19 protein-coding genes are annotated in these 25,917 nt (G+C 58.1%); 15 read left to right on the top strand and 4 right to left on the bottom strand.

From position 1 onward, the window contains the following. The first annotated feature begins 226 nt into the window (after nucleotides 1-226). The 7 genes from M2397_RS23170 (at nucleotide 227) to M2397_RS23140 (ending at nucleotide 7,939) form a co-directional block, all read left to right on the top strand. Nucleotides 227-826 carry a helix-turn-helix domain-containing protein gene (locus M2397_RS23170; RefSeq protein ID WP_053139883.1) on the top strand — a complete coding sequence of 200 codons (600 nt, stop codon included), beginning with the start codon at nucleotides 227-229 and terminating at the stop codon, nucleotides 824-826. A 344-nt stretch (nucleotides 827-1,170) separates the two neighbouring features. After that, nucleotides 1,171-2,037 (top strand): formyltetrahydrofolate deformylase, encoded by an 867-nt coding sequence (gene purU / locus M2397_RS23165; protein ID WP_090402534.1) that lies wholly within the window; start codon nucleotides 1,171-1,173, stop codon nucleotides 2,035-2,037. Further along, a complete protein-coding gene (folD, locus tag M2397_RS23160) occupies nucleotides 2,034-2,939 on the top strand; it encodes a bifunctional methylenetetrahydrofolate dehydrogenase/methenyltetrahydrofolate cyclohydrolase FolD (RefSeq protein ID WP_131698784.1) in 906 nt (301 codons plus the stop codon). Before purU ends, folD begins: the two co-directional genes overlap by 4 nt. Beyond that, complete coding sequence (locus M2397_RS23155; protein ID WP_131698785.1) at nucleotides 2,921-4,162, top strand: FAD-dependent oxidoreductase; 1,242 nt, start codon at nucleotides 2,921-2,923, stop codon at nucleotides 4,160-4,162. The genes folD and M2397_RS23155 overlap by 19 nt, the downstream gene beginning before the upstream one ends. Before the next feature lie 13 nt (nucleotides 4,163-4,175). Continuing rightward, nucleotides 4,176-4,475 carry a sarcosine oxidase subunit delta gene (locus tag M2397_RS23150; RefSeq protein WP_065939715.1) on the top strand — a complete coding sequence of 100 codons (300 nt, stop codon included), beginning with the start codon at nucleotides 4,176-4,178 and terminating at the stop codon, nucleotides 4,473-4,475. After that, a complete protein-coding gene (locus tag M2397_RS23145) occupies nucleotides 4,472-7,369 on the top strand; it encodes a 2Fe-2S iron-sulfur cluster-binding protein (protein ID WP_131698786.1) in 2,898 nt (965 codons plus the stop codon). The genes M2397_RS23150 and M2397_RS23145 overlap by 4 nt, the downstream gene beginning before the upstream one ends. Nucleotides 7,370-7,372: 3 nt before the next feature. After that, complete coding sequence (locus M2397_RS23140; RefSeq protein WP_259244497.1) at nucleotides 7,373-7,939, top strand: sarcosine oxidase subunit gamma; 567 nt, start codon at nucleotides 7,373-7,375, stop codon at nucleotides 7,937-7,939. Here M2397_RS23140 and M2397_RS23135 read toward each other — a convergent pair. Further along, nucleotides 7,927-9,333 carry a cytosine permease gene (locus M2397_RS23135; protein ID WP_131698788.1) on the bottom strand — a complete coding sequence of 469 codons (1,407 nt, stop codon included), beginning with the start codon at nucleotides 9,331-9,333 and terminating at the stop codon, nucleotides 7,927-7,929. The two genes, M2397_RS23140 and M2397_RS23135, sit on opposite strands and share 13 nt — an antisense overlap. Before the next feature lie 322 nt (nucleotides 9,334-9,655). Here M2397_RS23135 and M2397_RS23130 point away from each other — a divergent pair, with 322 nt between their 5' ends. Next, a complete protein-coding gene (locus M2397_RS23130) occupies nucleotides 9,656-10,141 on the top strand; it encodes a flavin reductase family protein (RefSeq protein ID WP_115489020.1) in 486 nt (161 codons plus the stop codon). Nucleotides 10,142-10,201: 60 nt separating this feature from the next. Here M2397_RS23130 and M2397_RS23125 read toward each other — a convergent pair whose 3' ends face one another. Further along, entirely contained in the window at nucleotides 10,202-15,235 is a 5,034-nt protein-coding gene (locus tag M2397_RS23125; RefSeq protein WP_259244496.1) for a PAS domain S-box protein, read from the bottom strand. 163 nt (nucleotides 15,236-15,398) lie between these two features. After that, nucleotides 15,399-16,451 carry an HD domain-containing phosphohydrolase gene (locus M2397_RS23120; protein ID WP_184746588.1) on the bottom strand — a complete coding sequence of 351 codons (1,053 nt, stop codon included), beginning with the start codon at nucleotides 16,449-16,451 and terminating at the stop codon, nucleotides 15,399-15,401. 589 nt (nucleotides 16,452-17,040) lie between these two features. On the opposite strand from M2397_RS23120, the gene M2397_RS23115 reads away from it, so the two are divergent. The 5 genes from M2397_RS23115 (at nucleotide 17,041) to M2397_RS23095 (ending at nucleotide 21,174) form a co-directional block, all read left to right on the top strand. After that, on the top strand, nucleotides 17,041-17,400 hold the full coding sequence (locus M2397_RS23115; RefSeq protein ID WP_184746586.1) for a response regulator: 360 nt from the start codon (nucleotides 17,041-17,043) through the stop codon (nucleotides 17,398-17,400). Beyond that, nucleotides 17,400-18,011, top strand: a complete 612-nt coding sequence (locus tag M2397_RS23110) for a chemotaxis protein CheC (protein WP_184746584.1) — start codon at nucleotides 17,400-17,402, stop codon at nucleotides 18,009-18,011. Before M2397_RS23115 ends, M2397_RS23110 begins: the two co-directional genes overlap by 1 nt. Before the next feature lie 53 nt (nucleotides 18,012-18,064). Beyond that, entirely contained in the window at nucleotides 18,065-19,351 is a 1,287-nt protein-coding gene (locus tag M2397_RS23105; RefSeq protein ID WP_259244495.1) for an ATP-binding protein, read from the top strand. A 2-nt stretch (nucleotides 19,352-19,353) separates the two neighbouring features. Continuing rightward, entirely contained in the window at nucleotides 19,354-19,791 is a 438-nt protein-coding gene (locus M2397_RS23100; RefSeq protein ID WP_131698794.1) for a response regulator, read from the top strand. Nucleotides 19,792-20,130: 339 nt separating this feature from the next. Continuing rightward, nucleotides 20,131-21,174 (top strand): LLM class flavin-dependent oxidoreductase, encoded by a 1,044-nt coding sequence (locus M2397_RS23095; RefSeq protein ID WP_064052580.1) that lies wholly within the window; start codon nucleotides 20,131-20,133, stop codon nucleotides 21,172-21,174. Nucleotides 21,175-21,223: 49 nt separating this feature from the next. On the opposite strand, the gene M2397_RS23090 is transcribed toward M2397_RS23095, so the two are convergent. Continuing rightward, entirely contained in the window at nucleotides 21,224-22,525 is a 1,302-nt protein-coding gene (locus M2397_RS23090) for an Nramp family divalent metal transporter (RefSeq protein ID WP_074846027.1), read from the bottom strand. A 244-nt stretch (nucleotides 22,526-22,769) separates the two neighbouring features. Here M2397_RS23090 and M2397_RS23085 point away from each other — a divergent pair, with 244 nt between their 5' ends. After that, nucleotides 22,770-25,178, top strand: a complete 2,409-nt coding sequence (locus tag M2397_RS23085) for a glucose/quinate/shikimate family membrane-bound PQQ-dependent dehydrogenase (protein ID WP_184746580.1) — start codon at nucleotides 22,770-22,772, stop codon at nucleotides 25,176-25,178. A gap of 423 nt (nucleotides 25,179-25,601) precedes the next feature. Then, on the top strand, nucleotides 25,602-25,910 hold the full coding sequence (locus M2397_RS23080) for a DUF6124 family protein (RefSeq protein ID WP_184746579.1): 309 nt from the start codon (nucleotides 25,602-25,604) through the stop codon (nucleotides 25,908-25,910). The last annotated feature ends 7 nt before the right edge of the window (nucleotides 25,911-25,917 follow it).

The raw sequence follows: 25,917 nt of genomic DNA, 5'->3' as shown, positions 1-25,917 counted from the left end.
TATTCCTAAAAAGAAAGTTAGTTTCCCTACAGGAATGCAATACCCTTGCCAGATTCGTGGTCGACACATCGAAGTGGGTGGCGCTGCGCTTTTGTGCTGTATATATGGGAAAATTCTTTTCCCCGCAGGAATACGCACAGCGGGGTGGCCTTCAAGCGCCAGACCTTGCACTTTCCCAGTGCGAAAATAATATTACTGAACGGAAACCGTGCAGGAGCCGATGATCATGTCCACCGAAACCGCCCCGCGCCTCAAGCTCGAGCAATACCTGGGGCTGCAGATCAAACGCCAGCGCCAGGCCCAGGACCTGAAGCTGTCCGACGTGGCGAAGATTGCCGATATAAGCCAGGGCATGTTGAGCAAGATCGAGAACGCCCAGGTCTCCACCAGCCTCGATACATTGAGCCGCCTGTGCGATGTGCTCGGGCTGCCGCTGTCGAAGTTATTCAGCGAATACGATCAGCAGGATGGCAGCGCCTTGCTGGTCAAGGCCGACCAGGGCATGGAAGTGGTGCGCCGTGGGACGGAGAAGGGGCATACCTATCACCTGCTCAACCACACGCGCGGACCGAAGAAGAGCTTCGAGGCGTACATGGTCAGCATGGATGACGCCAGTGAGGAGTTTCCGACCTTTGCTCATCCGGGGACGGAGTTTCTGCATTTGCTGGAGGGGGAGTTGATTTACCGGCATGGCAACCAGCTGTATCGGATGGAGGCTGGCGACAGCTTGACGTTTGAGGGCGAGATTCCACACGGGCCGGAGCAGTTGGTACAGGTGCCGATTCGGTTGTTGTCGATCATGAACTACGGCAACGACAAGGAATAATCCGAACTCGCGATACACCTGAAGCACAGAGATTCAACTGTGGGAGGGGGCTTGCTCCCGATAAGGGAATGTCAGTGAATGCATTTGTCATTGACCCACCCTTATCGGGAGCAAGCCCCCTCCCACATTTTTGACTGCATTCGATGCCGTCCTGCCCGCTAAAAATTTCTCCTCAGTTAAAAAACTTTCCCAAAACCCCTGGACGCCCTGCCCCCATTCCCCTATAAAGCCACTTCAGGAATATTTTATTCCCCACAAGAAAACGCGCTCAAGGAATGAGCCTGCTGTCCTCAGACATTTTTTCGCTATGCGATGAGCTGCCGCCATCATCCCGAGGACGTGTCATGCAACACGAAAAAAACCATTTCATCATCAAGGTGACGTGCCCCGCCGTGTCCGGCATCGTCGCTGCCGTCACCACTTACCTGGCGGACAAGGCGTGCTACATCGGGGAAATGGCGCAGTTCGACGATGACTTCAGCGGCCGCTTCTTCATGCGCGCCGTGTTCCGCTTCAACGATGGGCACACAGGGGACCTGCAAGAGATCAGAGACGGTTTCGCCGATGTCGCCCAGGCCTTCGACATGCAGTGGGAGCTGTACGACACCCGCGAACCGATGCGCGTGATGCTGATGGTGAGCAAGTTCGACCACTGCCTCACCGACCTGCTCTACCGCTACCACAAGGGCGAGATGGACATGACCATCACCGCCATCGTCTCCAACCACCTCGACCTGCGGCCGATGGCCGAGCGCGAGGGCATTCGCTTTATCTACCTGCCGGTGTCCAAGGACAACAAGGCCGCGCAGGAAGCCGAGTTGATGAAGATCGTCGATGACACCCGCACCGAGCTGGTGGTGTTGGCGCGCTACATGCAGATCCTCTCCGACGACCTGTGCCGGCAACTGTCGGGGCGGGCGATCAATATCCACCATTCGTTCCTGCCCGGTTTCAAGGGTGCCAAGCCCTATCACCAGGCGTATCAACGCGGTGTGAAGTTGATCGGCGCCACCGCGCACTATGTGACCAGCGACCTGGATGAGGGCCCAATCATCGAGCAGGAAGTGCAGCGCGTCGACCACGTGTACAAGCCCGACGACCTCGTCGCCATCGGCCGCGACACCGAAACCGTGGCCCTGTCCAAGGCGGTCAAGTACCACCTGGAGCACCGGGTCTTCCTCAATCAGGATAGAACGGTGGTGTTCCGGTGAGCGCGCATAAACTGATCGACGGCAAAGCCGCCGCGGCGCGAGTGCTGCTGCAAGTGCGCGAGGACGTGGCGCGGCTGCATGGGCAAGATATTCAACCGGCGCTGGCGGTGATCCTGGTGGGCAGCGACCCGGCCAGCCAGGTTTATGTGCGCAACAAGATCCTGCGCGCCGAAGAGGTGGGCATCCGCTCCGTGGAGCATCGCCTGCCCGGCGATACCAGCACCGAACAATTATTGATTCTGATCGGCCAATTGAATGCCGACCCGGCGATCCACGGCATCCTCCTGCAATTGCCGTTGCCGGCGCAGATGGACGAACTGCGCGCCCTGGAAGCCATCGCGCCGGAGAAGGACGTCGACGGGTTTCACAGCCAGAACGTCGGCGGCCTCAGCCAGGGCCGCGCGGTGCTCACGCCATGCACCCCGAGCGGTTGCCTGTATCTGTTGGAGCAAACCTGCGGCGACCTGCGTGGCAAACACGCGGTGGTGATCGGCCGTTCGAACATCGTCGGCAAGCCCATGGCCGCGCTGCTGCTCAAGGCGGATTGCTCGGTGACCGTGCTGCATTCACGCAGCCACGATGCCCAGGCCCTGTGTCGCCAGGCCGATATCGTGATCGCCGCCGTGGGCCGCGCCCGCTTGATTGACGCGAGCTGGTTGAAGCCCGGCGCGGTGGTGATCGATGTCGGTATTAACCGCATCGACGACGACGGCCGCAGCCGCCTGGTGGGTGATGTCGACTTCGACAGCGCCCTGCCCCATGTCGCCGCCATCACCCCGGTGCCCGGCGGTGTCGGGCCGATGACCATTGCCTTCCTGATGAAAAACACCGTGGCCGCCGCCCTGGCGCAACACCACGCCCTACGCAGCCAATCGGAGGCCGTATGCCATTCAATCTATTGAAATACGGGCTGAGTTCGGAGTACCCGGTGGAGGTGGACCTGCCACCGCCCAAGGAACTCAAGTCGAGTTACGACGTGGTGATCATTGGCGCCGGTGGCCATGGCCTGGCGACGGCCTACTACCTGGCCAAGTACCACGGGATCACCAATATAGCGGTGCTGGAAAAGGCCTACCTGGGCGGCGGCAATACCGCGCGCAATACGGCGGTGATCCGCTCCAACTACCTCACCAGCGAAGGCGTTCGTTTCTACGCCGAGTCGGTGAAGATGTTCCAGTCGCTGTCCAACGAGTTCGATTTCAACATCATGTACTCCGAGCGTGGCCAACTGACCCTGGCCCACACCGACGCCACCGTGCGTTCGTTCCGCCAACGCGCCGAGGTCAACAAGCACTTCGGCGGGCGTACCGAGATGATCGACCGCCAGCAGATCCGCGAGCTGGTGCCCAGCCTCAACCTCGACCCCGGCCACTTGCCGGTGCTCGCCGGGCTCTGGCATATCGACGGCGCCACCGCACGTCACGATGCCGTGGCCTGGGGCTACGCCAAGCAGGCGGCCAAGCGTGGCGTGGAAATCCACCAGCTCACCGAAGTGCAGGACCTGATCATCGAAAACGGCACCATCACCGCAGTGAAAACCAATCGCGGCACCATCCGTTGCGGCTGCGCGGTGCAGGCGATTGCCGGGCACAGTTCGCTGCTGATGGCCAAGGCCGGTATCCGTTCGCCGATCCAGACCTTCCCGTTGCAGGCCATGGTCACCCAACCGTTCAAGCCGTTCCTCGACCCGTTGGTGAGTTCCTCGGCCCTGCACTGCTACGTGCAGCAAACCAGCCGTGGCGAAGTGGTGTTCGGCGGCGGTTCCGACCCGTACCCGCTGTTCAACACGCGCTCGACCCTGGACCTCAAGGAAAGCCTGTTGGCCCATGCCATCGAGATGTTCCCGTTCCTGGCCAACGCCAAGTTGATGCGCCAGTGGGCCGGGATCACCGACATGACCCCCGACTACAGCCCGATCATGGGCCTGTCGCCGGTAAAGAATTACTACCTCGACGCCGGCTGGGGCACCTGGGGTTTCAAGGCCACCCCGATCTGCGGCAAAACCATGGCCGAGCTGGTCGCCAGCGGCGGCAAGGTGCCGGACTTGATCAAGCCCTTCGGCCTCGAACGCTTTTCGACCTTCCAGCAAGTCAACGAAATGGGCGCCACAGCGGCCAGCCACTGACGGAGAGCAGACGATGAAAATCATGATTTGCCCGCTCAACGGGCCGCGCAATATCAGCGAGTTCACCTACGGCGGTGAATTCAAACCGATGCCCGATCCGGTGACCTGCAGCGATGCCGAATGGGCCGACTACGTGTTCAACACCGACAACCTCGCCGGTGTGGTGCGCGAATGGTGGATGCACACGCCGTCCAGCTACTGGTTCCTCGCCGAGCGCCACACGGTCACCGACGAGATCGTGCGCACCTTCGATCCGCGCGAAGTGTTCACCACCCGCGTCGATTTCACCACCGCCAAGGAGATCGCCGGATGAACCGCCTCCCCGCCCCCATGGGCTTGCTGATCCAGCGTGACCAGCCACTCGATTTCAGTTTCGACGGCCTGCCCTACCAAGGTTTGCAGGGCGACAGCATCGCCAGCGCGCTGCTCGCCAACGGGCGCTTCCTGATGTCGCGTTCGTTCAAGTACCACCGCCCACGCGGCCCATTGACCATGGCCGGCCATGACGCCAACAGCCTGGTGCAACTGCCCCGCGAACCCAACGTATTGGCCGATGCCCACGCGCTGTCCGCCGGCTTGGCGGTGACGGCGCAGAACGTCAACGGCTCGCTGGACAACGACAAGGACGCCTACCTGGGCAAGTTCTCCAAGTTCATGCCAGTGGGTTTCTACTACCGTTCGTTCTACAAGCCCAAGGGCATGTGGAAAGTCTGGGAGCCGATCATCCGCAAAAAAGCCGGCCTGGGCGTGCTCGACCTGACGTTCCAACCCGAGTACTACGACAAGGCCTACCTGTTCACCGACCTCGCCGTGATCGGCGCCGGCCCCGCTGGCTTGCAGGCCGCGCTGACCGCCGCGAATGCCGGCGCCAAGGTGTTGCTGATCGAGCAGCAGCCGATCCTCGGCGGGTCGCTGACCTACGCGCGCTTCGATATTGCCGGCACCCGTGCCGACACCCTGCGCCGCGAGTTGCTCGGCGCGGTGCAGCAACACGCGAATATCCAGGTGCTCACCGACGCCACCTGCAATGCCTGGTTCACCGACAACTACCTGCCGGTGATCCAGGGCAAGCGCCTGTACAAAGTGCGCGCGCAACAGTGCCTGGTGTGCAGCGGTTCGTTCGACCAACCGGTGGTCTTCCGCAACAACGACCTGCCGGGGGTGATGCTCACCAGCGCCGCGCAACGCCTGATGAAGCTGTATGCAGTCAAGCCCGGCAAGCGCGCAGTGGTACTCACAGGCAACGATGACGGCTACCTCGCCGCCCTCGACCTGCATGACCAGGGCGTGGACGTGGCCGCCGTGATCGACTTGCGTCACGCCCCGGCGGACAAAGCCCTGCCGGGCGCCCTGGCCCAGCGCAAGATCCCGTGCCTGAGCAACAGCACCGTGTTCGAAGCCCTGCATGAAAAAGGTCTGCGCCATGTGAAAGGCGTCGACGTGCGCCAGATCACCGGCCAGGGCCAGGTCAGTGCCAGCGGGCAAGTGATCGACTGCGACCTGCTGTGCATGTCGGCCGGTTATATGCCGGTCTATCAGCTGCTATGCCAGGCCGGTGGCAAGCTGGCCTATGACGACTCGCGGGCGGAGTTCAGCCTCAGTGGCCTGCCGCGCAACCTGGGCGTGGCGGGGTCCGTACACGGGCGGCATCAACTGGACAATGTGCTGGCGGAAGCGACCAACGCCGCCGCCGACAGCCTGCTCGCCCTCGGTTTGAACAGCGCCGGCTCGCCTGCAGCGCTGCGCAGTGAAGCCCAGGTCAACTTCCACTGGCCGATCTTCCCGCACCCCAAAGGCAAGGATTTTGTCGACTTCGACGAAGACCTGCAGGTGGCGGACATCGTCAACGCCACCCGCATCGGCTACCGCGATGTGCAGTTGGTCAAGCGTTACTCCACGGTCGGCATGGGCCCGTCCCAGGGGCGCCACTCGGCGCTGCCGACCGCACGGCTGGTGGCCTGGGCGACCCAGCGCACTATCAGCGAAACCGGGGTCACCACCGCACGGCCGCCGTTCGTGGCGGAGAAACTCGCGCATGTCGCCGGGCGCGCCTTCGACCCTTACCGCCAAACGCCGATGCACGCACGCCATGTGCAAGCCGGAGCGAAGATGATGCCCGCCGGTATCTGGCAGCGCCCGGCCTATTACGGCAAGGCCGAGGACCGCGAAGCATGCATGCAGGCCGAAGCGCTGCACGTGCGCAACAAGGTCGGGCTGATCGATGTGTCCACACTCGGCGGCCTCGACGTGCGCGGCCCGGACGCCGCCGAATTGCTCAACCGCATGTACACCTTTGCGTTCCTCAAGCAGCCGGTGGGCCGTTCGCGTTATGCGCTGATGACCAACGAACACGGCGTGGTGATCGACGATGGCGTGTGCGCGCGGCTGGCCGACAACCATTTCTACGTCACCGCCACCACCAGCGGCGTCGACCGCATCTACCAGCAGATGCTCAAGTGGAACGCGCAGTGGCGCCTGGACGTGGACGTGACCAACGTCACTGCGGCGATCTGTGCGGTGAACGTCGCCGGGCCGGATTCGCGCAAGGTGCTGGAGCAGGTGTGCAGCGACATCGACCTCAGTGCCGAAGGCTTCCCCTACCTGGGCGTGCGCCAGGGTACGGTGGCCGGGATCAAGGCACGCTTGCTGCGGGTGGGGTTCGTCGGCGAATTGGGCTATGAAATCCACGTACCGGCGCGCCACGGCCTGGCGTTGTGGGACGCGTTGATGACGGCCGGCAAGGCCTTTGACATTCGCCCCTTCGGCGTCGAAACCCAACGCCTGCTGCGCCTGGAAAAAGGCCACGTGATCATCAGCCAGGACACTGACGGCATGACTCACCCGGCAGAAATCGACATGGGCTGGGCGGTCAACCGCAACAAGCCATTCTTCGTCGGCCGCCGCTCGGTGGACATCCTCGAAGCCCAGCCGCTGAAACGCAAACTGGTGGGCTTCAGCCTGCCCAAGGGCAGTGTGCAACCGCTGGAAGGCCACCTGGTGCTCAACGGCGCGGACATCAGCGGCAACGTCACCTCCTGCGAATACTCCACCAGCCTGGGCCGCATCATCGGCCTGGCCTACGCCGGGATCGACCAGAGCACACCGGGGCAGCGCATTCCGATTCGCGTCGAAGGCGGCATCGTCGTCCAGGCCGAGGTGGTGCAACTGCCGTTCTTCGACCCCACCAACCAACGCCAGGAGGGTTAAGCCATGACCAGTCTGAAAGCCCACGAATTGTTCACGCCGCCCTGCCAGCTGCAGGACCAGACCGACCTGCCCCGGGTCGGCTTTCGCGGCACACAAAGCGCCGAGTACCTCACGGCGCGCGGCTTCACGTTGCCGGGCGCGCCCAACCAAGCCAGCGCGCAAGCGGACGGCAGTTGGGTGGCGCGCCTGTCCCAGAACGAATACCTGCTACTGGGCAGCCCGCAGGATCAGGGGCAGCGGATTGCCGATGAAGAAGCGCGTTGGGAACTGGACCACCGCGCCAATTACCTGCTGCCGCGCCAGGACAGCCATGCCTGCGTGCGGCTCAGCGGTGGCGTGATTGCGCAGGTGATGGCCAAGCTGTGCGGGGTGGATCTCAGTTTCCCGGCCTTCAAGCCGGGGACGGTGGCGCAGACGTCGGTGGCGCGGATCAATGCGATTGTCATCCACACAGGGAGTGTGGAGCTGCCGGCGTTTCATATCCTCTGGGATCGCGCCTCGAAGGCATACTTCGAGGGCGCGTTACGGGATGCGTTGGAGGAGTTCGGCGGGGTGGCTCAGTCGGTGTAGCCCAACCGCGCCGCCCTGACCTTTTGGGTGTGTTGACGTGTCGCCAGGCAGTAATACAACGGGCACGTCACCACCAGTCCCACCAGCCACGACAGGTCCGCGCCTTCCACCAGGTTGGCCCACGGCCCCACATACAGCGAGGTATTGGCAAACGGCAGTTGCACGATGATGCCGATGAAGTACGCCACGATCGCATGCAGGTTGAAACGCCCATACACCCCGCCATCCGCCCGGAAAATCGAGGCAATGTCATAGACCCCGCGCTTGATGATGTAGAAGTCGATCAGGTTGATTGACGCCCACGGCACCAGCACCAGCAACAGCGCGAGGATCAGGCCGATAAATTGCGAGATGAAGTCCGCCGACGCGCCCAAGGCGACTACGCAGCAACCGGTGAGGATCACGCCTGAGAGCACCACGCGCACCTTGATGCTCGGGGTCCAGTGACTGGCGAAGGTCTGGATCGAGGTGACGATCGACAGCACCGCGCCGTACAGATTCAGGGCGTTGTGGCTGATGATATTGAGCAGGAACAGCACCATCAGGATCGGCCCCAGCCAGCCGGTGGCTTGCTTGACCGCGACCATGGCTTCGGTGCCTTCGGGCGTGGCCAGTGCGGCAACCAGGCCAAAGGCAAAGGAGAGGATGGTGCCGAGGGTGGCGCCCAGGTAGGTCGCAATGAACGGCCGGGTGATGCCGATATCCGCCGGCAGGTAGCGCGAGTAGTCGCTGGTGTAGGGCGAAAAGCTGATCTGCCAGATCACCCCCAGCGACACGGTGGCCAACCAGCCAGCGGCGTTGAAGCCGCCTCGGGTCAGGAAGTCTGCTGGCAGGTCATGAGCGAAGATGTAGATAAAACCGGCCAGCAACGCGCTGCCCATCACCCAGGTGCCGATGCGGTTGAGGGTATGGATAAAGCGGTAGCCGATCACACCGATGGCGGTGGCGCTGAGGGCGCCGATCAGGATGCTCGCCGGCACCGGCACCGACGGTGCGATGCCCACGATGGACTTGCCGGCCAGGACGATATTGGAGATGAAAAAGCCGATGTAGATCAGTGCGGCGAAGAACACGATCAGCAGCGCGCCGTAACGGCCGAACTGGCCACGACTCTGCACCATCTGCGGGATGCCCATGCGCGGGCCCTGGGCCGATGCGAGGGCAATCACGATGCCGCCGAGCAGATGCCCGAGGGCAATCGCCAGCAGCCCCCACGCCAGATTGAGATGGAACACCTGGGCGACCATGGCACCGGTGACGATCGGCAGCGGTGCGATGTTGGTGCTGAACCATAAGGTGAACAGGTCGCGGGCCTTTCCATGGCGCTCTGCGAGGGGGACGTAATCGACCGTGTGATGCTCGATCAGGGGGTCTTGCCGGGACATCTGGGGCATGGAAATGAACTCGCGTTTGTCTGATCTTATAGTTGTTTGACGCCAAACCGGGGGAGCTCTCTGGCCGCCCCTCAGATGAACACCATATTATGGTATTCCAACATTTTCACAAGACTGATCCGTAGTTTCAGCACGCATCTGATCCGCAAGTGTGCCACAGGGCACCCTGTTATTTCCTACCATGGCTCCCGTATTTATTGGCTATAAGCCCCAGGATTGACGTTCATCGGGCGACTGAAAAAGCGGTTGCATCAACTGTATTACGGTATACCATCAGACCTACAAACCCATAAAAACCGCTTTACCCGCAGAGGACCGCCCCATGATCGATGCCGCTATCTACAAACAAGTGATGGGTTCGTTTCCGTCCGGGGTCACCGTGATCACCACGCTCGATGACGACGGGCAAATCGTCGGGCTGACCGCCAGTGCCTTCAGCTCACTGTCCATGGACCCGGCCCTGGTGCTGTTCTGCCCCAACTACAGCTCCGACTCGTACCCGGTGTTGATCAAGAACAAACGCTTTGCCATTCATGTGCTTTCCGGTGGGCAGCAAACCGAAGCCTATGCCTTTGCGCGCAAGGGCAAGGACAAGGCCCAGGGCATCGAATGGACGCTCAGTGAGTTGGGCAACCCGATCCTGGCCAATGCCACGGCGGTGATCGAGTGCGAGTTGTGGCGCGAATATGAAGGCGGTGACCACGCGATCATGGTCGGCGCAGTAAAAAACCTGATCGTGCCCCGGCAGAACGCCGGGCCACTGGTGTATTGCCACGGCAAGATGGGCGCGTTGCCGATGCCGGCCTGAGCAACACCTATCATTCTGTGAGAGGGGGCTTGCGCCCCCGATGGCGGTGAAACAGCCAGCTTATTCGTTGTAAAAGGCTGTTTTTAATCGTTCGTTGCTATCCCTAAACAACTTTTCCAGTTCATCCAGGGTTTCTTCTGGCAATAACTGCGCCCCGTCAGCGTGAAGCCTGGCCTTGGCCATATTTTCTAATACACCTGCCCGCCGCGCGAGTGCTACGGCACCGAGTGTATCTGCTACGCCCCTGATCGCATGGCATGCCTTGGCAATGTCATCAGCACTGCCGTCCATAGAAAGCTTCTTGAGATTACCCAGCAATCTCTCCCCCTCCAGACTGAAGCTATCCAAAGCCGCTCGGTAGACTTCGCGAAGCCCTCCCAGGCGCTGGAGAACCTTCACCATGGGCTCGGTAATCTCGTGTCGGTCGAGCTCATTTGTCTCAACAGGGCGATCCGAACCGCTCTCTTGCTTCGCGGTGAGCCTGAGTAGCAACGGCACAACCTGCGTCATATCAATTGGCTTACCCAGATGCTCATTCATACCGGACGCCAGGCACTCGCCTCGGTCTGAGTCTGATGCATTGGCGGTCATGGCAAGAACGGGAAGTGAGGTGAATCGACTGTCTGATCGAATACGGCGTGTCGCTTCCATCCCATCTATATCTGGCATTTGCACATCCATGATAACCGCATCAAACTCGCCGACCGACCTGGTAGCCAGCTCCACACCCTCCAAGCCACACACCGCCATGGTCACTCTTGCCCCTTCGGCTGTGAGCAAGTCATTTATGATTTGTCGATTTAACTCATTGTCCTCCACCACCAACAAACGCAAACCCAATAACGGAAAAGCTGCCGGTTCCTCTTCAACCCTACTGCGTGGCGCAGGTGCATTACCGAGCACTTTTTGAATCGCACTGAAAAGCTGCTGTGGCGTCACCGGCTTAGTGAGGAAGTCTTCGAACGGAGCGTCTTTTTGAGCGATCACATTCTCCAATTCTTCACGACCGTAGGCCGTGACCATCACAATAACGGGAGGCTTTTGAGTACAGGGCGCATTTTTAATTGCTTTTGTCGTAGCCAATCCATCCAGATCGGACATTCGCCAGTCCATGATCACTGCGTCGAAAGGTTCGTTCTTTGACTGAGTCAACCGTTCGACGAGGGTCCTCGCATCCGCGACATACACCGCTTCCCATCCAAGCGCTTCAATAGTTTGAGCCAGGAGCCTGCCTGATAAAATATTGTCGTGAGCCACTAAGATGCGGCGTTTTCGCCTTGAAAGTTTCTGCACCGCGATAAGAGGCGTCTCGTCAGCCATGGTGAGGGTGAGATCGAACCAAAACGTGCTGCCCTTTCCTGGCTCGCTCTCGATGTTCAATTTTCCGCCCATCAGTTCGACAAGATGCTTGCAGATTGGCAACCCGAGTCCGGTGCCACCGAAACGACGTGTTATGGACGCTTCGGCTTGTGTGAACCCTTCGAAAATATGCGTAAGGTGGTCAGGGCTTATACCAATACCTGTATCGTTGATAGAAATGCGCAGGGTGATCTGGTTCTGGTCACGCGCGAGTTCGGTCAACTTCACTAACACATAACCTTCTCGCGTGAACTTCATCGCGTTACCCGCTAGATTAATCAGAATCTGCTGCAGGCGAAGTTGATCCCCGATCAAGACACCAGGTAATTGAGGTGAAACTTCATACAACAATTCAACTTCGTTGTTTTTGAGGTTGCCGGAAAGGACAACGGCGAGATCGCGCATTAGTTTTTCCAGGCTGAACGGATGCAGGTCGAGTTCAAGTTTTCCGGCTTCGATCTTAGAAAAGTCCAGTATGTCATTCAACAATGCGAGCAAAGCGCGAGCAGCCGTCTGGGCTTTACTCGCATAATCATCCTGTTGTGTATCCAGACCTGCTTTACGAAGCAGTTGCAGCATCCCCAGAACAGCATTCATCGGGGTGCGGATTTCATGACTCATATTGGCGACGAACTGGCTTTTGATGGAACTTGCCTGCTCTGCTTGCTGCTTGGCGTTAAGCAATTGAGACTCGAATTCCTTGCGTTCAGTAATATCGAAGTTGACCCCGGTTATTCGAGTCGCTTTTCCCTCAGAATTACGTTCAACGTAAGCCCCGGCTTGTACATAACGAATAGAGCCATCAGGCCGAAGTACTCTAAACACAGGTTTATATTTGCTGTTTCCATTTATAGCGGCTTCGAGGCTTGCCTCAGTCGTTAAAATATCATCCGGATGTATACGCGACCGCCAGTGACCATACAGCTCACCGCTGTGGTTCAGACTATCAGGCAGGTCATAGAGGCTGAACATCCGATCGTTCCAGTCCACTACATCGTCACCCAGCAACCAACTCCAGATCCCCAGCTTCGCCGCTTCGGCGGCGAGGACAAGTTGATCGCGCGCCGCAGCAAGGTCGCGCCGCTGAATCTGCTGTTCGGTAATATCCGTGGCGATTCCCACATACCCCAAAATTTTCCCCGTCCAATCGCGTATGGTTGTGACGATCAGGGAAACGGTCAGGTGGGTGCCGTCCTTTCTGACATAGGTCCATTCACGTGTTTCAGAACCCACAGCCTCTGGTACGCTGACAAAAACTCGAAACCCACTGACGGGTTGATTCATTTGCGCACTCAGAACGCATGCGCGATCAGCGACCTCCTTTGCCTGATGAAACAGTTGAGGTGTCGCCACACCCACCACCTCATCCTCTTCATATCCCAGCATCTGCTGAGCCCCTGTATTAAATAGCGTAATGACGCCCTCTCCGTCCGTTGCGATGATTGAGACTTCAGAGGCTGCTCGCAGAACATTGCTTAATAATAAATGAAGTCTGGACACTTCCTCATCAGCGGCCCGGCGAGAGGTGATATCGATACGCAGCGCGATGTAGCGTTCTATTGCACCCGATGAGTTAAAGCTGGGTGCGACGAAAGTATCAAACCAATGCAGACTTCCATCACGCGCGCGATTGCAAATGTCACCACGCCAGGCGATGCCTCTGTTTAAGTCAGCCCACATCTCTTGCCAAAACGTCTTCGGGTGCACCCCCGAGTCGAGCACCTGGTGATCCTGCCCCAATAGTTCTGCTCGCGTAAATCCATGCGTTGAACAAAAGTGCTCATTGACGTCATTAATCAAACCTGTGGCGTCAGTGGCTGAGTAGAGTAACTGCTCGTTGATGGTACGTAGCAACAACTCGTTTTCACGCAGCGCTCCTGCCAACTTGATCTGGCTCTCGTGGAGTTCTGAGATGTCATGAACTATCACGAAAAACCCTTTAACCTCACCTTGTGAGATATCAGGCAGATAGTGAGCCAGCGAGTGGCGAATTCTTCCGTCTGGTCCGGGAATCTCTCTTTCGAACGTCTGAGGTTCACCGCGTAGTACACCCTCAATATAGCAACGGTTAGCCTGAAATAACTTTTCTCCCAAAACGTCCTGCATTGACCGACCGGGCAATGTCAACGGATCAATACCAAACCAAATAAAATAAGCATGGTTGGCAACGCGGTTTATCAGTTGAGCATCCCAGTAACTGATCATAGACGGTACGCCATCCAGAACCGTGCGCATAGCACGCTGTGCCGTCTCCAACTGCAACGTTCTTTCGTTGACCTGGTATTCCAGTCTGGCATTGGCCTCCAATACCTGAGCCTTAGCCGCCGTCTCCAAAGAAATATCTCTTACCGTCGTGGATGCCCCAACGATACACCCGAAAGAGTCGTAGACCGGAGATACCGATATGGAGACCTGGATGACTTGACCATCCTTGCGATGACGCGAGGTATGAAAGTTCTCAATTCGTTGCCCGTTGGCAATCCGCGTCAGAAATTCTGCGTCTTCATGATGAAACTCTGGCGGTGTTATTAATGAAGAAAGAGAGCGCCCCAACGTGTCACAAACGGTATACCCAAAAAGTTGTTCAGCGCCCCTGTTCCAACTAATGACGATGCCGCTTACATCATTAAAAATAATACAGTCATGGGAGCTTTCAACAACGGCAGCCAGCCACAGTCTCTCCTCTAGAAACTCACGGCGTCGTTGCTGGCTCATATTCCAGAAGAATGCCAGGATTGCCAGGATTGCACTCATTAACACGCCAACGATGGCGAGTGCGCTGACAGGTACCAAAGGAAGTCGGTCCGAGAAGTGAGGATATATGCTAAAGGTTAACTTCCAGACTCTCCCATTAAAGGTATGAGTTTTCGAATAACTATCCAGTGCCGGGGGATTTCCTTGAGGTGCGGCTGTGGCGTAAAAAGTGTTAGGCCCGCTATCGGCTGTCACGTCCTGTAGATCCAGTTTGGCATGCTGAAGGTTGAGCCCGCTGCTACTTAGTACGTCCTGGATGCTCAGGATTGCATAAGCCCAACCATAAGTAGCTTCTACTCTTTCCGAGACCGTCGCAGGTGTACTTGCGGTACGGTAAATTGGCATTAAGAACAAAAAGGACTGATGGGGTACGCCAGTCGATTGAACTAATGTTATAGGCGCCGTCAGCCTGGCTTCACCACTGCGCATGGCACTCTGCGCAGCTTCCCTACGGTCGATCTCGGACGCAATGTCCAACCCAATCGCCTGGCGGTTCTTCTCCAGTGGCTCAACATATTGAATGACGTAACGCTCACCCGCATGAGGAGACAGCTGCCGAATAGAAAAATCGGAAATGCCATTTAGATGTGCGCTCGCTATAAAAGCACTTTCCTCCGATTCAGGTACACGTCGTATAAAACCGAAGCCTCGAGCACCAGGGAATTCGACTGCCAGGTTACGACTCTCAATGTAGCGCCTGAACTTGTCTCGCGTCAGGGTGTGCTCACCGGCTACCAGTGCGGCCCCACGGGCACCGTGGAGGCCGTAATGGTAGCGCTGTAGCTGAAACTCGATCGCCTCAAGGGTTTGTTGAGTCGCAGCAACCATCGCTTCAGCAGTGCTCTGCCGGTTGCGCTCGATACCCCATAAGCAGAGTGCAGCCGTTATGAATAACCCCATAGCCAGCAGCACAACAGGAAAAATGACCACTGCAGAATGGTGTATTCGCCTTAACGCTCCCTGCCGTCGAAAGTCTTCCATCTTATAATTCCTATGTCTCACAACATGGCAAAGGAGGACTCATCAGGGCTTATTTCATCTTACTGAAAAGCACGTAACGCTCACCAAACTTGTTCAACAATCTTCATGACTCAGGAGGTATTGCATTCAGCTTTATAAAAAAGCTTGATCACTAAAACGGGACTCAACTTTTTAAATCACGCAACGCCTCGATAGAATCGAACAGGGTGCAAAATACCTTCACGAGGTGAGGATCAAAATGGGTTCCCTCCTGATCCCGAATATAATGTTGAGCGTCCTCTTTACTCCACGGTTTTTTATAAGGGCGGGGCATTCTCAGTGCATCGTAAACATCACAAATTGCAACTATTCGTGCGCTGAGAGGAATGGCATCGCCCTTTAAACCATTAGGATATCCTTGACCATCCCAACGTTCATGGTGGGCCAAGGCTATTTCTGCGGCCATATCAGTCACCGCAGACCGGTTAGGATCCAACAGAATGTCATAGCCAATACGTGCGTGTCTCTGCATGGACTTGCGCTCCTCATCGGTGAGGGGCCCGGGTTTCTGCAAGATAGCGTCTTCAATACCAATCTTTCCGACGTCATGCATGGGAGCAGCCATGCGAATCAAATCACACCACGCCGTAGGCATGTCGATGGCCTTTGCCAGGATCGCCGCCGACTCACCAATGCGTTGAATATGCTCACCCGTATCATCATCGCGATAACTGGCGGCTCTGGTCAGGCTATTGATAATCGCCTTGTAGCTGTCTTCAAGTTGTGCCGTTCGCTCTTCCACCTTGCGCTCAAGCTCCGCATTAGCATTACGCAGCACTCTTGATGCTTCTGCCAACTCCAGGCAACCGCGGACTCTGAGTAATACCTCAGGGAGGTCAATAGGTTTTGAGATGAAATCATTAGCCCCTCTTTCAAGCCCCTTTCGACGACTCTCTGGATCATTCAGGGCGGTCACGATGATAATGGGGTATTCAGCGCGATTGCGCTGGCTAAGGCAATCAAGTACTTCAAAGCCATCAGGAGATGGCATACTCAGGTCAAGCAGAGCCAGGTTCCACTGGTTATTCATCAACCATTCCAGGCCCTCCGCAGAGTCGGAAAAAATCCGGACTTTATTTAGCCCAAAGGATTTAAGGCAAGAGCTCAATAAAATCAAATTGGTCAAACTGTCATCGATAATGACGATTTCAGCTTCAGCGCTTACGCTTGAGAACATATACCCACCACTTCTTGATCCGACACCCGGGCAAAGCCAACTTCAAGATTTTTGATCCGAGGCGTCTGAAACCCAATGAAACCGCGTGCTTAAGTAACATTACAATAACGGACGGTGCCCTTTTTTAGGAGCGTTGTTGTCGTCAGTTGACTGCAAGCGCAGTAGACACCTTCTCTGCATATGTGCGCAATTCGACGCTTTATTTCATATTTTAATCGCCTGAGGTCAGCTTTACTTGAGTGATGGCCCTTTGATCTCATCTTAATAGAAAATAAAAGTAGGTTGGCTTTTTTTTTATGTCCTTTTTTCATGCCTTATGGGTTTTTTATACGGAAAAAGTGACGAACTGCATTCTCTGGTTTACCCGTGAGTTTTTTCATCATCGTGCAGCTTACGGCGGCCTGAAACATGACCCGACCGTCTCGTAGGAAAATCCCTACAAACTTCGCAAATGACTACCCTACTACCAGTACCTTCTGATGGCTCTTTGCCATGCTGCGCGCTAGAGTGAATAAAAGACTTAAAGAAATCCTGGTTTCTCCGGCTTCGAATGAAGCCGCACAACACATTCAAAAATAGGGAGTTCATCATGAAAGTTTTAATCGCCGATGACTCATCCATGTCCCGCAAGATGGTCTTGCGTGCCCTCCCGGAATCATTGACCGAGGACGTTCGCCAGGCCTGTAACGGTGCCGAAGTGATGGAGGCCTATCACGCCGGTTTGGTGGACCTGCTTTTCCTCGACCTGACGATGCCGGTCATGGATGGCTTCCAGACCCTTGAGGCGCTCAAGCGTGAAGACGCCAATGTGGTCGTGGTGGTGATCAGCGCAGACATCCAGCCCCTGGCCAGGCAGCGCGTATCCGATCTCGGCGCGGCTGCATTCGTCGCCAAGCCGGTTACTTCAGAAGCCGTACTCAGTGCTTTGCACGTCATAGGAGTACTTTGATGGAAACCTTGGCCGCGCTCACCGAAGACCAACGTGATGCCATGCAGGAACTGATGAATATCGCCATGGGACAAGCGGCCGAGCGACTGGCCCTGCTGACCAATACCATGGTGACGCTTTCGGTTCCTTTTATTCATCCGCTGATCCGGGAACAGAATAACCTGGCGATTCCGGACCATCTGCGCCAAAGCTTCAAGATCGTCACCCGCCAGTCTTTCCTGGGTGAATTGCGCGGAGAGGTGTTCGTGGGCTTTGGCTCGATGGGAGCCGACAAGCTCGCCGAGCTGCTGGGCTACAACGACGGCGACCCTGCGCAACAGGAAGAGCTGATGCTGGATGTCACCAACATTCTGTCCGGTGCCTGCATCAGCGGCCTGGCCAAGCAGGTGGCGATACAAGTGAGCTACGACGCGCCGTCGATTCTGGTCCACAGAGAAGAATCGGCGAGCGCACTGGATGAATTGAACCTGAATGAACACCTTGCGATGGTGTTGGAAATCCGTTTCGAGGTTCAGGCTCATCAATTCTCCTGCGACCTGCTGATCTGCATCACTGAACGTACAGCAGGCGTTGTCGTTCGGGCCATTGATCGTTTGCTGGACGAGCTTTGAAGGGGGCTCCCATGACAGACAATAAGGCAATCTCCCGGGAAACCCTTGAGTCGATGCTCAAGGCCATCAACATGGGCGTGCTGCTGGTCGACCAGGACTGCAAGGTGCTGTTCTCCAATCACTTTATGTCCATCAACAGCGGCCGCAGCGCTGAAGAACTGATCGGCCGTACGCTGTTCGAAGCTTTTCCGGAACTGCCGGAAGTCTGGACCCGGCAGAAGATCAACAGCGTCATGACTCTGCAAAACTTTGCTTTCACTTCGTGGCAGCAACGACCGCACCTGTTCAATTTCGAAAGCACCCGGCCCATCAGTGGCATGGTCCGGCTCATGTATCAGAACTGCACGTTTTTCCCCGTGCAGGATGCCGATGGCAGCAACCTTGGCGTGGGCCTGGCCATCAGTGATACGACCGACACTGCTGCCCGACAACTTGAGTTGACGCACCTCAACCAGTTGCTGGAAGAAGAAAAGGGCGCCCAGGCACTGCTTATCGCGCGGCTTGAAGATGCCCAGGCGCAGTTGCTGCAGTCTGAGAAGATGGCGGCGATCGGGCAATTGGCTGCGGGGGTGGCCCACGAGATCAATAACCCGATTGGCTTTGTTTGTTCCAACGTCAACAGCCTGCGTCGTTACCTCGTGGACATCTTCGCGCTGCTCGAGGCCCATGAACAGGCGACCGATGACAAGCATGCCAGTGCTCATCCCGAGCTTGCGGTGATGCGGGACAAGATGGATTACACCTTCATGCGCCAGGACATCGACGACCTGCTGGCCGAGTCGGCCGACGGGCTTGACCGGGTCACCCGCATAGTCAAGGACCTGCGTGAGTTCTCCCATGTCGACAGTTACGAATGGCAGTTGGCCGATCTGCACAAGGGGCTCGACAGTACCCTCAACGTTATCTGGAACGAGATCAAGTTCAAGGCCCAGGTGATTAAGTGCTATGGGGATATCGAGCCCATCGAATGCATGGGCTCACAGATCAATCAGGTTTTTATGAACTTGCTCATCAACGCAAGCCATGCTGTGGGCGTTGACGGAGAAATCACGATCAGAAGTGGGCGTGAAGACGGCGGGGTATTTGTCGAGATCGCCGACAACGGTCATGGCATCCCCCTTGAAATCCAAAGCCGAATATTTGAACCGTTCTTCACCACCAAACCGGTGGGCATGGGGTCGGGCCTCGGCCTGTCGCTGTCGTACAGCATCATAGTCAAGCACCATGGGAGGCTTACCGTCGAAAGCAAGCCCGGTAGAGGCAGTTGCTTGCGCGCGTGGCTCCCCCTACGCCAGCCCGCGGTACAGGCGCCCTCTCTCTTCGCCAGTGAAGGATGCTGATCATGGACACTATCTCTCATAGCGTAAAACGCCACACCGTGATGCTCGTGGATGATGAAGAAAGCATACTCAACAGCCTGCGACGCTTGCTGCGCGCAAAACCTTACGACTTGCTTCTGGCAACGAGTGGCGCCCAGGCGCTGACTCTCTTCGAACAGCACGCTATCGACTTGATCATCTGCGATGCACGCATGCCGTTCATGGACGGTCCAACGCTGCTTCGCGAGGTGCACAAGCGCAATCCGGCCTGCATGAATATCTTGCTGACGGGTTATGCGGACATGAGCATGATCACGCAGGCGATCAACGAGGGGTACGTTTTCCGCTACATCAGCAAACCCTGGAATGATGAGGAGCTAACGCTCAGCCTTGATCAGGCTCTGGAAGCGCAGAGAGTAATTCGCGAGCGTGACAATCCGCAGGACCTCATCAGCGGATGACTCGCACTGCGCCGCTGATCATCACTGGCCCGCAACCGATACTCACCGGACTTGATCGGCATCGACGTTGCTCCCTCCTGACACATACGGGCTGACCACGCCTGCGCTCCAGGCATCGTGCAAACCCATGACGAGACAACACGTTTGAACCACTGCCCGCCTTGGTCGTGAGGTACAGATGCAACCGTTGGAGAGAAAAGTTTTGCGGATATTCCGTATTATGGTATACCAACAATCAATCCGCCGAACAGCCATCATCACTGGCATGCTTCACATTGGCGAGAGCACTTAAGGGCCCGCAGTCGACAGGCCGATCACAATAGATCCGAGGTAAGCGTCATGAAGTTTTCCCTGTTCGTACACATGGAGCGTTGGGACGAAAGTGTCAGCCACCGCCAGTTGTTCGAAGACTTGACCGAACTGACCCTGATGGCCGAGGCCGGCGGTTTCAGCACCGTATGGATTGGCGAACACCACGCCATGGAATACACCATCTCGCCGAGCCCGATGCCGCTGCTGGCTTACCTCGCGGCCAAGACCACCACCATTCACCTGGGCGCCGGGACCATCATCGCGCCGTTCTGGCACCCGCTGCGGGTGGCGGGCGAATGCGCCTTGCTCGACGTGATCAGCAACGGGCGCATGGAAGTCGGCCTGGCCCGTGGTGCTTACCAGGTGGAGTTCGACCGCATGGCCGGCGGCATGCCCGCCTCCAGCGGCGGCCAGGCGCTGCGTGAGATGGTGCCGGTGGTGCGTGCGTTGTGGAAAGGCGACTACGCCCACGACGGCGACATCTGGAAATTCCCCACCTCCACCAGCGTGCCCAAGCCGATCCAGCAGCCCAACCCGCCGATGTGGATCGCCGCCCGCGACCCGGACTCGCACAACTTCGCAGTCGCCAACGGCTGCAACGTGATGGTCACGCCGCTGATGAAGGGCGACGAAGAAGTCCTCGACCTGAAAAACAAATTCCAGGCCGCCCTCGACAACAACCCCGGCGTACCGCGCCCGCAACTGATGGTGCTGCGTCACACCCACGTGCATGCCGCCGATGACCCGGACGGCTGGAAAGTCGGGGCCAAGGCGATCTCGAAGTTCTATCGCACCTTCGATGCCTGGTTCGGTAATAAAGAGGTGCCGGTGAATGGCTTCCTGGCACCGAGCCCGGAAGAAAAATTCGCCGCCCGCCCGGAGTTCGAACTGGACAGCCTGCACAAGACCGCGATGATCGGCACCGCCGAAGAAATCATCCCGCGCATCCGCTACTACCAGGAACTGGGCGTGGATGAGTTCAGCTTCTGGTGCGACAACAGCCTGCCCCATGCCGAGAAGAAGAAGTCGTTGGCGCTGTTTATCGAGCAGGTGGTGCCGGCGTTTCGTTGATTGATTGCAGGCGTCGCGCCAAACAGGTGCGACGCCTGCCCGCCCGGCATCAACTGAACAGTTCGACACCCAATTGGAACGCGACCCACAGCGCCAACCCCGTGGCGAAAAGCAGCGCAATATTTTCGAACAGGTTATTGCGGTATTCCTTGCTCAGCAGCGACTTCTGGTTGGACATAATCAGCAAGCCGAGGGAAATTACCGGCAAGCCAATGATGTTCAACGCGCTGACGCCGATGGTCAGCGTGACAAAGTCCGGCATGCCCGGCAGCGACCAGATCAGCGGGGTCACCAGAATGAACAACATGAACCACTTGTGCATCGGGTCATGGTGGAACTCTTTGCCGTAACGCTCACGGCGTCCAGGCCGTACGTGCTGGAAGGCATCGGTGATCAGCATCGGGAAGGCCGTGGTTTTGCCGGAGATGCTGGCAAACAGCGTAGCGAATACACCGATAAAGAAAATGTACCAGCCGATCGGCCCGAAGAAGATTTCGAGCGCCTTGCCCAGGTCGCCCAAGGTCTTCACTTCAATACCGTTGGGCCGCAGGATTTCGGCGCCCACAATCCAGATCGCCAGGTTGATCACAATGCCGACGAACACGGCGAATAGCAGGTCGTTACGCTGGATGCGCTTGTGCTGTGGGCCGACCCAGCCTTTCTGGCGCATGACATAAGGGTGCACGAAGTTAGCAATCGAGCCCGCCACCGCGCCGATCACCGAGACAGCCACCAGCAACGCCCCGTGTACGCCCTCATCCGGCGGAATGCTGAAACCGATAGTCCCTTTGACAATGCCCGCCATATCCGGCCCGGACATCACCGCCAAGGCAATGAACGCCAGGGTCATGATTGCCAGCAGGCCTTTCATCACGCCTTCGATCATCGAATAGATATTGCGCCCCACCAGCAGCCACACCGCCAACACCACCGCCACCGAACACAGCAGCGCGTAGTCAGTCTTGAACAGCATGGCCAGGGCTTCACCCGCACCCTTGATCATGTAGGCATTCATCAAATGCCCCATCAGCAGCGCATACACCAGCAGGAACCAGGCGAAGAACGGGTTCAACTGGGCATACCCCTGAAGGATCGTCATGCCTTGGTTATTGCACAGCTGAAAGCGCGCAATGATGTTGACGATCAGGTACCTGAGCAGCAGAGAAACTGCCAGCACCCACATCATGGCGTAGCCGTAATTGGCGCCGGCAACGGAGGAAGTAATCAAATCGCCGGCACCCAGCCAAGACAGGACGGCGATCACGCCTGGGCCTAATAGCTTGAGTAGTCGTACAACATGGCCGCTTACGGGTGCGGCAGACTTGCCTTCTATCGAAGGGAAATCGGTCATAGGGGGAGTCTCCGTTGTTTTTTTTGTGAGAGCGGAGATAGTCGAACACAGTTGATATGACGTCGTACAACCAATCAGCGCGCGTATTTATTAATAAATGTTTCCTGGCGGGCGCCTCCCCTTGAGTGCTGATTGCCCGCACAGAAAGAGGATTGGATCGCTGTGCACACGGCAAAATGTACTATCTGGTTACTTATCTTGCTAAAATCGCGTCTTTGCCCTCTCTCACTCGAGTCCTTTCGACATGAAACGAGCATCGCGCGCCACTGGCGTCTCTAGATTCTTACTCCTGGGTCTGGGCGTGATCATCGCCCTGCTCGGCCTCGCGCTGGCCGTTGGCGGCGCCAAACTGGTCAGCCTCGGCGGTTCCTGGTACTTCCTGATCGGCGGCGTGGCCATGGCGGTTTCCGGCCTGCTGATTGCCCGGCAAAAGACCGCAGGTGCATGGCTGTTCGCGGCGTTCCTGATCGGCACGGCCATCTGGGCGGTGGCGGATGTGGGCCTGGTGTTCTGGCCGCTGTTCTCGCGGCTGTTCATGTTCGCGGTCATCGGCCTGGTGGTGGCGCTGGTGTATCCGCTGCTGGCGGGCCGACCTGCGCGCGGTGCCTATGGCGTTGCCGCCGTGTTGGCGGTGGGCGTGGCAGTGGCGGCGGGCAATATGTTTGTCGCCCACCCCAGTGTCGCCCCAACCGGTGCAGGCCCAGGCATCACGCCCGTGGCCGCCGCCGACGCGCAGAAGGACTGGGCGCACTACGGCAACACCGAAGGTGGCAGCCGCTTCGCCGCGCTGGACCAGATCAATCGCGACAACATCAACCAGCTCAAAGTGGCCTGGACCTACCACACCGGTGACGTGGCTCTCAGCGACGGCAATGGCGCCGAAGACCAGCTCACGCCCCTGCAGATCGGCAACAAGGTGTTTATCTGCACCCCGCACAACAACCTGATCGCCCTCGACGCCGACACCGGCAAAGAGCTGTGGAAGAACGAAGTCAACGCCAAGTCGGCGGTGTGGCAGCGTTGCCGGGGCATGGCGTATTTCGACGCCACCGCGCCGATTGCCCAACCGAGCCAGCCCAACAGCTCGCCGATCATTGCCGCCAGCGTTCCAGCCGGTGCGCAATGCCAGCGCCGCTTGCTGACCAACACCATCGATGCGCGCCTGATCGCAGTAGATGCCGACACCGGTAAATTCTGCGAAGACTTCGGCACCCACGGCCAGGTGGACCTGAAAGCCGGCCTGGGCAATGTGCCGGACAGCTACTACCAGCTGTCTTCCGCGCCATTGATCGCCGGTACCACCGTGGTGGTCGGTGGTCGCGTGGCCGACAACGTACAAACCGATATGCCCGGCGGCGTGATCCGTGGCTTTGACGTGATCAGCGGGCAAATGCGCTGGGCCTTCGACCCGGGCAACCCTGAAGACAAACAAGCACCGGCCGCCGGCAGCACCTATGTGCGCAGCACCCCCAACAGCTGGGCGCCGATGTCCTACGATCCGTTGATGAACACGGTCTTCCTGCCGATGGGCAGCTCGTCCACCGACATCTATGGCGTGGAGCGCACCCCGCTCAACCATAAATACGGCGCTTCGGTATTGGCGCTGGATGCCTCCACCGGTGCTGAAAAGTGGGTGTACCAGACCGTCCACAATGACCTGTGGGACTTCGACCTGCCGATGCAGCCAAGCCTGATCGACTTCACCCCACCGGGCAGCGACAAGGCGGTACCCGCGGTGGTAATCGGCACCAAGGCCGGGCAGATCTACGTGCTCGACCGCGCCACCGGCCAGCCGCTGACCGACGTCAAGGAAGTCCCGGTCAAAGCCGCGAACATCCCCAACGAACCCTACTCGCCAACCCAGCCGAAATCCGTGGGCATGCCGCAGATCGGCGCGCAGACCCTGAGCGAGTCGGACATGTGGGGCGCCACCCCGTACGACCAGTTGCTGTGCCGCATCGACTTCAAGGGCATGCGCTACGACGGTCTGTACACCGCGCCGGGCACCGATAAATCCCTGAGCTTCCCGGGCTCCCTGGGCGGCATGAACTGGGGCAGTATTTCCACCGACCCGGTGCATGGTTTTATCTTCGTCAACGACATGCGCCTGGGCCTGTGGATCCAGATGGTGCCGTCGCAGAACAAGGCCCAGTCTTCGTCCGGTGGCGAAGCGCTGAACACCGGCATGGGCGCGGTCCCGCTCAAGGGCACGCCGTATGCGGTGAACAAAAACCGCTTCCTGTCGGTGGCCGGCATTCCGTGCCAGGCGCCGCCGTTCGGCACCCTCACCGCCATCGACATGAAGACCCAGAAAGTCGCATGGCAAGTGCCGGTTGGCACCGTTGAAGACACCGGTCCGCTGGGCATCCGCATGCACCTGCCGATCAAGATCGGTCTGCCGACCCTCGGCGGCACCCTGTCGACCCAGGGCGGCCTGATCTTTATCGCCGGCACCCAGGACTTCTACCTGCGCGCCTTCAACAGCGGCAACGGTGATGAAATCTGGAAGGCCCGCCTGCCCGTCGGCAGCCAGGGCGGCCCGATGACCTACGTGTCGCCGAAAACCGGCAAGCAGTACATCGTCGTCACCGCCGGCGGTGCGCGCCAGTCCACCGACCGTGGCGACTACGTGATCGCCTACGCCCTGCCATAACCCCTCTGTCCGCGCGGTGCCCCTGCACCGCGCTCCGGCATCGGCAACAAGCCCCCTCACACATCGCCTGCATTTCAATAGTTGAGCGGCATCGTTAGTGGCATTTGGTCATGGTTTGTAAAGGGCCAGCAAGTCGGGTCGCTTTTAATTGCAGGACGTTTCCTAGACAATCCCTGCCGCCTTGTGCCTGTTGGAATCGCTGGCTAGTCTGCGGTCCGTCACTGCCAAATCAGTGATCGGGTTTAGTCGCCTGACCTTCCAACGCGTGCATGGTCCTCCATGAGTTTTATGGTGGCTGTGCGCAGGGCACCTTCGGGTGCGCCGGTATTTTCGCGTTGGAGCCGGTCGACTAACCTGCGTACAGCCGCCACCCTCGTTTAGTCGCGAAGGGTGTCGGCCTCTCATCCAACGCGAAGGTACACCATGAATAAAGTTATCCCCGATCCACCCCACGACCCCGCCAAAGACCGCGCCGCCTTCAACCGCGCCATCGACCACTACCTACCCACCCAAGGCCTCCACTCGGTCAACGAAGACCTGAGCTTCGAAGACGCCCTGCTTTACACCGCCAGCTTGCTCGACAGCGCTTCCGCCACGGCGCTGGATTGCGGTGACCTGCTACCAAACCCCGAACGGGCGAAGATTCTGGCCGTGTGGCATTTGCTGGAAATTGCCAAGACCACCGTGGATCGCTCCATCGAATGCCTGAAGCCCTCTAAAGCAACTGCCTGAACGCGTT

Source organism: Pseudomonas sp. BIGb0381 (assembly GCF_024809815.1).
Lineage (GTDB): Bacteria > Pseudomonadota > Gammaproteobacteria > Pseudomonadales > Pseudomonadaceae > Aquipseudomonas.
Note: the sequence above shows the minus strand (reverse complement) of the source record. Positions and strands in the feature narration are given on the sequence as shown.